The 11,243-nt window shown below is 39.0% G+C and carries 7 protein-coding genes; 4 read left to right on the top strand and 3 right to left on the bottom strand.

Annotated features, from left to right (window positions below):
- Window positions 1-3 precede the first annotated feature (3 nt).
- The 4 genes from AC59HC_RS00675 to AC59HC_RS00660 all read left to right on the top strand — a co-directional run bounded on the left by AC59HC_RS00675 (window position 4) and on the right by AC59HC_RS00660 (window position 6,953).
- A complete protein-coding gene (locus tag AC59HC_RS00675) occupies window positions 4-966 on the top strand; it encodes a T9SS type A sorting domain-containing protein (RefSeq protein WP_343640877.1) in 963 nt (320 codons plus the stop codon).
- Between the two features lie 452 nt (window positions 967-1,418).
- Entirely contained in the window at window positions 1,419-2,954 is a 1,536-nt protein-coding gene (locus tag AC59HC_RS00670) for a YifB family Mg chelatase-like AAA ATPase (protein ID WP_343640875.1), read from the top strand.
- Between the two features lie 440 nt (window positions 2,955-3,394).
- Complete coding sequence (locus AC59HC_RS00665; RefSeq protein ID WP_496557808.1) at window positions 3,395-6,502, top strand: non-ribosomal peptide synthetase family protein; 3,108 nt, start codon at window positions 3,395-3,397, stop codon at window positions 6,500-6,502.
- Between the two features lie 160 nt (window positions 6,503-6,662).
- Entirely contained in the window at window positions 6,663-6,953 is a 291-nt protein-coding gene (locus AC59HC_RS00660) for a hypothetical protein (RefSeq protein WP_411414139.1), read from the top strand.
- An 81-nt stretch (window positions 6,954-7,034) separates the two neighbouring features.
- Here AC59HC_RS00660 and AC59HC_RS00655 read toward each other — a convergent pair whose 3' ends face one another.
- The 3 genes from AC59HC_RS00655 to AC59HC_RS00645 form a co-directional block, all read right to left on the bottom strand.
- The gene (locus AC59HC_RS00655; RefSeq protein WP_496557807.1) at window positions 7,035-8,261 is read right to left on the bottom strand and encodes a spondin domain-containing protein; all 1,227 of its coding nucleotides are present in this window, start codon (window positions 8,259-8,261) and stop codon (window positions 7,035-7,037) included.
- A 131-nt stretch (window positions 8,262-8,392) separates the two neighbouring features.
- Window positions 8,393-8,869 (bottom strand): YdeI/OmpD-associated family protein, encoded by a 477-nt coding sequence (locus AC59HC_RS00650; protein ID WP_343640866.1) that lies wholly within the window; start codon window positions 8,867-8,869, stop codon window positions 8,393-8,395.
- An 88-nt stretch (window positions 8,870-8,957) separates the two neighbouring features.
- Window positions 8,958-11,162 (bottom strand): S46 family peptidase, encoded by a 2,205-nt coding sequence (locus tag AC59HC_RS00645; RefSeq protein WP_343640976.1) that lies wholly within the window; start codon window positions 11,160-11,162, stop codon window positions 8,958-8,960.
- Window positions 11,163-11,243: the final 81 nt, after the last annotated feature.

Raw genomic sequence — 11,243 nt, 5'->3', positions numbered from 1 at the left:
TATATGAAAACAAAACTAATCTTTTTAGTGGTTTTATTATTCTCCATTTTGGATATAAAAGCACAATGCACGCCTACAATTACCAGTGCGAGACTCGGACAAAAATATCCGGGAACGATCTTATTCTGTGATACGGAAGATGAAGTTCTTTCCACGACACAGACTTACGCAAGTTATCAGTGGTATAAACAGGAATGGACCTGGCAAACCCCTAATAACAACCCATGGGTGGCTATTCCGGGAGCAACATCACAACAGTTAACCATTAGTGGCAATGACCAGCTGAATTATTTTAAGGTAGTTGTTTCCCAAGGCGACTGTACAGCGGAAAGTCCTACAGCATTTGCAGATGGCTTTGTATATGGGCTGCCGGCAATGATGACTACTTATACTCCAGGCACCTATGAAGAAAATATGGGAACAGTGAAGGTCTGCAACGGAGCTTCTGTACAGTTTGACAATATATTTCCTTTAGTGTATGGCAAGCATACCTGGTTCAAATGTGTGCCAGGGAGCAATCCGCCGGTAGCAGGAGATCCTTGTATCATCGCTGGCGTGGTAGGTGATACTTATGTTGCAACAAGCTCGGGGAAATACGGATTTTATGCATGTACGGAATATTGTCCGGATCAGTGCCAGATGTTAGATCCGTTTGCTTTTGTTGAAGTGACTTTCGGAGATTGGGAATTCTGCAGCAATCTGGGAACTGGAGAGACAAAAATTAAAGATAATAATCTGAGAATTTATCCTAATCCTACCGCGCAGCACCTTTATATCGGGAAAGAATCTGATAAAATCTATAAAGAAGTTATCATTATAGATATGTCCGGGAAACTTGTTCTGAAGAAAAATGACCACAGATATAATCAGCCGATTGATGTAAGCAGTCTGGTACCCGGAAATTATATCATTGTTTCCAGAAGCACAGACGGAACAGAATATAAAAACAGATTTATAAAAAAATAATAGGATTATAAAATCTGAAGATGCTAAAATATTGATTGTGGGAAGGAAGATTGGATGTCTGAGGAGGGATGTTCCTTGTATTGAAGAAGAACTGAAGTGATTTATTTTAATACTTTACGCTCATAGATACATTTTCATCCTTGTTAATCTAATGACGATCATAATTACCCCAAAAAGGAATTTCCTCTTTCCGGCATCCGCTTCCTGACTTACACTTAATGTTCAGTAATTCAGATGGCATAATCTTTTTCGTTAGTTTTTAATAATGGTTGAGTCGGTACAAAGAAATTTGTACCGGTTTTTTTATTATCATCATCGTGCTTCTACAAAAATATCTGAGGATCTGTTTTCTTAAAATCTTTTTTTAAATATCTGTCTGGCTAGAATACTGTTAATATAAAACCCGGATTTTCAAAATAGTATATTCATTACTTTTACTTCAAAAACACACCATGCTGATCAAAATTTATGGAAGTGCCATTCATGGAGTGGCTGCACAGACAATTACTATTGAAGTGAATGTAGATACCGGAGGGGTAGGATACCATCTTGTGGGGCTTCCTGATAATGCTATTAAAGAAAGCAGTTACAGGATTTCTGCAGCATTGAAAAATGTAGGATTTAAAATTCCCGGAAAGAAAATTACCATTAATATGGCTCCTGCAGATCTTAGAAAAGAAGGCTCTGCTTATGATCTCAGTATTGCTATTGGCATCCTAACCGCCTCAGATCAGATATTGGCAGAGAACGTTAAAGACTTTATTATTATGGGAGAACTTTCCCTGGACGGAAGTTTACAGCCGATTAAAGGTGTTTTGCCCATTGCGATCCAGGCCAGGGAAGAAGGGTTTAAAGGAATCATTCTTCCAAAACAAAATGCCAGAGAAGCAGCCATTGTAAATGACCTCGATGTGTACGGAGTAGAAAATATCAGAGAGGTTATCGATTTTTTCAACGAAGGAAAAGCGCTTGAAAAAGTGACATTGGATACCCGAAAAGAATTTCATGAAAAGATCAATAATTTTCCTTTTGATTTCTCTGAAGTTAAAGGCCAGGAAACAGCCAAAAGAGCTATGGAAGTGGCAGCAGCAGGTGGACATAATATTATTCTGATCGGCCCGCCGGGAAGTGGGAAAACAATGCTGGCCAAAAGAGTTCCCAGTATTTTACCTCCTCTGACATTGAAAGAAGCGCTGGAAACAACAAAAATTCACTCTGTAGCCGGGAAAATAGGAACAGAAACATCATTGATGACTGTTCGTCCCTTCAGATCTCCACATCATACTATTTCAGATGTTGCTCTGGTAGGAGGAGGAAGTTATCCACAACCAGGAGAAATCTCTCTTGCTCATAACGGAGTTTTGTTTCTGGACGAAATGCCCGAATTTAAGAGGACTGTGCTGGAAGTCATGAGACAGCCTTTGGAAGATCGTGAAGTAACGATTTCAAGAGCCAGATTTACTGTAAACTATCCGGCAAGTTTTATGCTGGTAGCTTCTATGAACCCCAGTCCAAGCGGGTTTTTCCCCGATGACCCTAATAATACCTCATCCGTTTATGAAATGCAGCGGTATATGAACAAACTTTCAGGGCCTCTTTTAGATAGAATAGACATTCATATTGAAGTTCAGAAAGTAGAATTTGAGCAGCTTTCCGAGAAAAGAAAAGGAGAGAAGAGCAAAGATATCAGAGAGCGGGTTTTGAAAGCAAGAGATATTCAGAATAAAAGATATCAAAACCTCAATATCAGCAGTAATGCTCAAATAGGACCTAAGGAAATTGAGGCCTATTGTGAACTGGATGAAACGTCTTTCGGTCTCATCAAATTAGCTATGGAAAAACTTAATCTTTCGGCAAGAGCTTATGACAGAATTCTTAAAGTTGCCAGAACAATAGCCGACCTTGAAGAATCTGAAAATATCCTGTCACATCATATTTCCGAAGCCATACAATACAGAAGTCTGGATCGTGAATTCTGGAATGGTTGATTTTATTCTATTTCGTTGATTTAAAACTAAATACTAAGTTTTATTTTCATAAGTTTAATTCTTACCTGTGAGTTTAACATAGGAATTATGTAACACATAGGTTGAAATATTATGTTAAGTTTGATTACCAAATTATTTATAATATCATATTATGGAAGTCAAATTCATAAATACTGCATAGAAAGCGTACCTCATTTATAAGGATAGAAGAAATATATTCTTACTTCTTTTTGAATAAATACATAACGTTTGAATGCAGAATGCCGATCCACTCATACAGAGGTCGGTGTATAACCTGTATCATCCAGTTTTGAGAAACGAATAAAGAAAACACATGTAGTAAATAAACGGTGGTTATTCCTCATGTCTTTACTTTTTAAATGCTTTCTATAGTTGAAACTCCACTCACAAATTTTTAAACCAATCCAAATCAAATTATTATGTCAAACACAATTCCCTCATCAGGAACCTTATCGATAGGTTCAGCGGTATTACTGTCTTCTGAAGACAGAGAAAAATTGCTCAACGGATTTAATAAAACCAGTTGGGATTATCATCATGAAGAAACCCTGGAATCTCTTTTCCGGAAACAGGTAATCCTTCATCCTGATAAGACTGCTGCGGTTTATCAGAATCAGAAGATTACGTATGGAGAGTTGGATCAGAGAAGCAATCAGGTAGCCAACTTATTACTGAGCCATGGTATCAAAGAAGGAAAATATGTTCCCATCTGGCTGGACCGCTCTTTAGAATGGATCATTGCTGTACTTGGAGTTATCAAAACAGGTGCAGCCTATGTTCCGATCGACCCTGCTTATCCTGTCAAAAGAGTAGAATATATTCTTTCCGACACCACTGCTGATCTTATCATTACCAATCAAATTCTTGGAGAACTTTTATCAGAAACCGAAAAGGTAAAAGTATTTGGTCTGAGCAATATGGAGAATCTTAATCAGTTATCATCAGAATATCCAGGAATTAATATCCATCAGAATGCCCTTGCATATACCATTTATACTTCAGGCTCGACGGGTAAACCCAAAGGTGTAATGATTAGCCATCAGGCCATACAACATCTGGTAACATGGCACAACCATCATTTTCATGTGGATCACAGTTCAAAACTGACTCTTGTGGCGGGATTGGCATTTGACATTTCTGTGTGGGAAATATGGTCGGCCCTTACTTCAGGTGCAACGGTTTTTATTGCAGACAATGAGGATAGAACAGAAGCTCAGGCGTTGATAGATTACTACAGAAAAAATCATATTACCCATGGTTTTGTGCCTACTGTTCTGGCTCCTTCTGTAGTGGATATTACCCGCAATTATAATGACCTGAAGCTCAAATATCTCTTTACAGCAGGTGAGAAGCTAAAGCCGGTACTTACTTCAGAATTAAGCTATGAGCTGGTGGATTATTATGGTCCCACAGAATGTACCGTATACGCTACTTATAAAAAAGTGAAAGATATTAACGGGAAATATGTTTCATCTATTGGCAGACCCATTGCCAATGCAAAAGCCTATATTTTAGGTGAAAACAAGGAATTGCTGCCCGTAGGAGCTGTTGGAGAACTCTGTATTGGAGGAAATCTTTTAGCAAAAGGGTATCTTAATAATAAAGAACTTACGGATGCTAAATTTATTACCAACCCATTCAATGAAAAAGAAAAACTGTACCGTACGGGAGACCTGGCCAGATGGAAACCGGATGGTGAGATTGAATTCTTAGGAAGAATTGATAATCAGGTAAAAATCCGGGGATTCAGGGTTGAACTTGGGGAGATAGAACGTTCACTGATCCGGCAGGAAAATATTAAAGAAGCTGTGGTTATTGGTAAGGAAACGGAAGGAAGTACCAAATACCTGATTGCTTTTGTTGTATTAAAACCCCACGTGACAACAGATATTTCATCAATCCGGAATGCTCTCAAGGCAGAACTTCCAGGGTATATGGTTCCTGCACAGATTATTTTTATAGATAAAATCCCGTTAACAGCAAATGGTAAAACAGATATTCAGGTATTAAAAAATCTGGCCGATAAAGAAGTAAAAGAATTGGTTTCATCTGAACCGCCAACTAACGAGACAGAGAGAATTATTACAGATGTCTGGTCGTCTGCATTGGAGCGGCCTGTTATTAATATTACAGATAATTTTTTTGATATCGGAGGAAACTCACTGCTGGTTGCAGTTGTTGCAGTAGCTTTACAAAGAAAGCTGGATGTGAAGGTGTATCTGCGGGATATCTATCAGTATCCGGCACTGCAGCAGCTGTCGGAAGTTCTTATTGAGAGATCCGGAGAAACCAGAGAAGCCATCCCCGCGGAAGACGTGGAGCCCTATGTAGAACTTCAGAAAGATGTGTATCTCGCTCCCGGAACTGTTTTTGCCGGCGGATTTGATCCTCAGCAGGTGGAAAATCCTGCCGCTATATTTTTAACGGGAGCTACAGGATTTGTAGGAATTCACCTGCTGCAGGAACTTCTGGATACTACAAATGCTGATATTTACTGCCTTGTAAGAGCTCAGGATGAGTTCTATGCGATGGAAAAGATTGACAAATGCTTTAAACAATACCATATTCCACAGAATCCGGAACAGAAATCACGGATCATTCCTGTTATCGGAGACCTGACCTTGCCATCCTTAGGATTGTCTCAAGAAACATTTACAAAGCTTGCCAGGCAAACCGATCTGATTTATCATTCCGGAAGTTCCGTCAACTTTATCGAACCCTATTCCTATATGAAAGCTCCCAATGTAGAAGGACTAAGGGAAGTCATAAAACTGGCAGGAGCAGAAAGAACAAAATGTCTCGCCTTGCTGTCAACCATTTCCGTATACAGCTGGGGGCATATATTTACAGGAAAAACGGTAATGCTTGAATCGGATGATATTGAGCAGAACCTGATGTCTGTAAGTAAAGATATCGGATACGTAAGAAGTAAATGGGTGATGGAAGCGGTTGCCGATTTAGCAGCAAAAGAAGGACTGCCATTGATTACTTACCGTCTCGGATATGCCATGTGCCACAGCGAAACAGGAGCAAGTGCTTCTTACCAATGGTGGTCCGGATTGGTGAAAAACTGTATAGAGTTCAAATCTTACCCGGCACTTACAGAGCTTAGAGAAGGTCTTATCACCGTAGATTATATGACCAAAGCCATGGCTCATATCACAAAAAATAAAGATGCGATAGGCAAAAAATTCAATCTGATTGCCCGTCCGGAAACCGATCTCACTTTAGAAGAATTCTTCGAACTTTTGAAAAAATATTATCCTTTCACACTCGAAAATCTTCCTTATAAAGAATGGAGAAAGCAGTGGGAAGATGACAGTAAAAACCGATTGTATCCATTAACAAGTCTTTTCAGGGACAATATTCATGAAGGCTTATCCACTGTAGAACTTTACCAGAATACTTATATATGGGATTGTTCCAATGTTATTCAGTATCTGGAGGGATCAGGCATTCAGGAACCGGTATTTGATAAAAAAATGCTGGACTCCTACTTAAAATATCTCGGAATTCCGGTTGAATAGTATTGAATCATTGAAAAAGCCCAGACAGAATATGTTTGGGCTTTTAATTTTTATTCGGCAAATACGTCAGGTTTTGTCGCAGTGGGCCAGGATATTTGTATCAGGGTAATGAAAAAATCTTATTTCATTTTCTTAATTAACTGAAAACCAAACAGGATAGATGAATAACGTTATAGTATTGTCAAAAGATTTCGCTGCCAACGAAAGTGCAGTGGTGGATATTAAATCACGGGGATTGGTAAATCCATTGGGAGTTCTTACAATTCAAAACAAAACAGGACAGTCTGCACAATTTCTCTGGCAGGGAGATACGTTCTATAACAGAGAAAATGCTGGATATTTTAAAGAAATAAATAACGACCTGGGAGTGAAGGTAAGCCATTATGAAGGCTTTATAACCGTTACCAATGGAGGAGGAAAACAATATCTGGAAGGAGCCCTGAAACAATAATAAAACGGATACACTTTTATTTTCCGAACAGCATAATAAAAAAGGTCAAACAGTATTGTCTGACCTTTTCTTATCTGAAGATTAGTTGATGGTTACTTTAATCACATGCTGTACAGCAGGAACAGGATATTGGGTTCCTACTTTGGAAATGCTCATGTTTTCACTTAGTGGAGTTCCGCCAAACAGAGCCTGATGATTTCCGGCTCCCGGATATTGGTCTATGCCCGTCCCGGAATCAAATAGTGAAGTTTTTGAACTAAGGTCACCTTTAGTATTCGCATCAATATTTTGTTCATTGGCATAGAACCAGTCATTGGAAAATCCAAACATTGTTACGTAGGCAATTTTATCGCCCGGCTCAGCATTAAAACTTGTTGTTACTTTGCTTCCCGGTGCTACGGGAGCACTCCCCGCAACATATACACCTTTCACATCAGATAGAGATTTCAGACTATTTTGAAGCTTGGTTACGTTTCCGAACTGTGCAATGTCTTTCAGGCCCATTCCGCTGTCTGATTTTCCTAATTCATAAATTGGATTTTTATCCCCGCGGTAAACAACCACTAGGGCAGGAGAAAGCCCCGTCATAATTCCTGTGTTGGCGTTCAGTTTTGTCATCATTTTACTGATATTTCCCATTTGAGCAATATCTGTAATCTCAGGATTCGATAAAGCGTTAGGAGTAAAAAACGGAGCGCTGTTCAACAGCTGAGAGCCATCATAGTTGGAGACCGCCCATACACCTGGAGAAAAAGGAGTTTCGTTGGCCGTTCCGCCGGATGTATTGGTAATCGTGAGGGTAAATTCCGAACTTACATCATTGTAAGAGAGATTGAGTTTCATAAGCTGGGAAGCATTGACATTAGGAACCTGCATGACAGGCTTGTTTTCAGCTTGTCCGGTGGTATCATTTTTGGTTCCGTTATCCCATAACCGGACGCTTGAAGAAACATCTCCGGTAATAGCATTTCCATTAGCATCAAACAATTTGATACCCGGCTGTTGGGACGCAAAAAACCAGTCTTTTGAAGCTCCGTACATCGTAGCAAACATTAAAGCCTGTGCTTTTCCTGCACTGAATGTAACAGAAACCGATTGTCCGGGCATAATAACAGGAGGAGTTCCCGTTCCCTGAAAACTTCCGCTTTGCACAAAATCTTTGGGAGTTACAATGTTTTCAAAAGTAATAGTTCTTTGAAAAGCCGTATCCGTCATCATGGCATTATCCGAATCACGGCATGAAGAAAGAGTAAATGCAGCTAGAGTAGCTGCTGCTAAAACTGATGTTCTGAAAATAAACCTGTTCATAAAAGTAAATTTTTATAGTTATAATTGATATCTGTAACTATAGTCGGCTACTTTTTGTGATCCTGACAAAAAATATTTTCTTAATTCAGTTTTTTTTCAGGTATAGTTTTTAGAATGAAAAATAAAATCAATTATATTCCCTTTTTTCCGTCCAGAATCATCTGAATCATTTTTATCTTTCGGTTTTCTCTGGTTTCCGGTTTCCTGGCTTCCTCAATCCAACGGATGTATTCCTTTCTGTGGGTGTAGCTCATTGCATCAAATAAGGCTTTTGCTCCCGGGTTTTCTTTAAAAACAAGGGCGATGTCATCTGCAATTTCAATCACTCTTTCCTCCTTATCTTCAATAAGGGAGACGGAAACCTCATCTCCGAAGCTTTTACCCAGTTTCTTCCTGATTTCCTGTGTCAAGCCTAAAATATGGCAATCGGATTTCATTTTGGCAAGGCTTCCACGGTATTCAACTTTATCATCAAACAGGGCTTTTATCTTTACCTGTCCTTTTTTATGAAACAATTCTTCTGTAGAAAATGGAAATTCTACAAACGCAGCATTCATTGCTCCGTTCTGTTGAATAATGGCTGTGAATTGGATAGGTTTTGCATCCATGATGAAATATTTTTTGTTTTTAATAATCAAAAATAAAAAAACCGTGAAAGTAAATTTCACGGTTTTAAAAATATATCGGTTAAGATGATTATTTTTTAGCTTTCTTAGGCATTGTTGTAGTACCTGAGTTTTTAGTTTTTGTATCCGCCGGAGTATTGGCATCTCTTACAAGCTTCAGCTCGTCAACTAATCTTCTTGCCCCCGCAAACTTATCGATTGTCCAAAGAACAAAACGAACGTCTACATTGATGGTTTTCTGCCATTCAGGCTCGAATACGATATCACCACTTAATGCTTCACTGTTTCCGTCAAAAGCGATACCGATAAGGTTACCGTCTCCGTCAATTACCGGAGAACCCGAGTTACCACCTGTAATATCGTTGTTTGAAAGGAAGTTTACAGGCATATAACCTGCAGCATCAGCATACTGACCGAAATCTTTAAGGTTGTAAAGATCAATTACTCTTTGAGGAAGATCAAATTCTTCATCCCCTTTCTTGTATTTTCCAACAAGACCAGTCATATCTGTATAGTAGTTATCAGTAATTCCGAAGTAGTTTCTGTCATTTCTGATAGGTAATTTATCTACAGTACCGTAAGTTAATCTCATGGTAGAGTTAGCATCCGGGTAGAATTTCTTCTCAGGCATAGCTTTCATTAATCCCGCTAAGAACAGACGGTTGTTTTTTGCAAAGTTGTCATCTATTTTTACAAATCTGTCTGTGCTTATCTTTTGATCAGCAACAATTCCGTTAGCTGCTTTCCAAAGTGGGTCAGCATCAAGCTTCAATGCATCCGGGTTTAATAAGAAGTTCGTTGCAGAAGTCTTATTAGCGAAGATTGAAGAATACGCTAAGTTAGAAACGGTCTTAGCATCCAGTCCTAAAATAGTAGCAGAAGCAACGTCCGGGTTTTTAACTCTTGCCTGGTAAAGGCTGGTCATAGCAGCAAGCATTTCTCCTTCCAAAGCTGGATTGAAGTTTTCATAAGCCGCTTTGATGGCAGCTTCAGTTTTAGCTTTCATTGCCAATCTTCCCTGCATATCCTGAGCAGCATAGGCTTTAAGAGCAGATCCGACCTGAGCAGCAAGGGTAATATATTTTGCATTTCTTGTAAACTGAGTTGCATAGTTTCTTTCAACATTTCTATCAGAAACCTGCTTGTAGTATATACCGATATCTTCTAAAACGCCATTATACTGATCGTTGCCTGGCATTGCAGCCCATTTATTGTAAGTTTCCTCAATCTTTTGTTTATCAGAAATGGTTCCGTTTTTCTCTACGGCATCGATAGTACCTTGTCTGTTTTTCCAGTAGTTAGCTACAGAAGCATATTGAGAAGCATAGTTAAGCTGAGTTGCCTTATCCTTGTCCATGTACTTTTTCATAACGTCCATAGCCAATTTGGAAGCTTCAACCCATGCCGGATAATCTTTAGTTACCATCTGCTGAATTCCGTAAGAAGTCAGGTAACGGTTTGTTCTTCCAGGATATCCTAAGATCATTGAGAAGTCACCAGGCTTAATTCCTTTAAGAGAAACCGGAAGGAAATGCTTAGGCTTCAGCGGAGTGTTGCTTGGAGAATATTCAGCAGGATTTCCTGCAGCATCGGCATACACTCTGAAAACGGTGAAGTCTGCAGTGTGTCTTGGCCACTCCCAGTTATCTGTATCTCCTCCGAATTTTCCTAATGATGAAGGCGGAGCACCTACCAATCTGATATCTTTATAATCCTGGTATACAAAATAGTAGAATTCATTTCCGTTGAAGAAATCTTTTACGACTACCGTATATTTTCCGTTTTCAGAGTTTTCTGTCTGAATAGCCTTAGTTTCAGCATCGATAACAGCTTTTCTCTCTGCTCCGGTCATATTGTTGTTTAGCTTAGAATTGATTCTTTGCGTAGCATCATCCATTCTTACTAAAAATCTTACATAAAGATCCTTTGCATTGAATTCGTCTTTCTGTTTCATTGCCCAGAAACCGTTCTTCAAATAATCTTTTTCTGGTGTAGAAGCCGCAGCAACAGCACCGTAACCACAGTGGTGGTTGGTAAATATAAGTCCTTTATCAGAAACAATCTCCCCTGTACAGAAACCACCGAAACTTACGATAGCATCTTTTAAGCTTGAATTGTTCACTGAATAAATTTCTTCAGGCGTAAGATGCAGACCCTCTTTTTGCATATCAACACCGTTAAGTCTTTTGATGAGCATTAGCAGCCACATCCCCTCATCCGCCCTCATCTGAGCAAAGCCCAGTAAGAAAGTGAATAGTAGAAATAGTCTTTTCATTTTATAAAATAATTTTTGTGTCGCTAATTTACTAATTTTTACGAGATTCTGTCCTGGAATGGTATGAAAATGGGATGATAA

The organism is Chryseobacterium sp. DZ-32, from assembly GCF_059587025.1.
The sequence above is the reverse complement of the archived record's forward strand: the minus strand, read 5'-3'. Positions and strand labels throughout refer to the sequence as shown.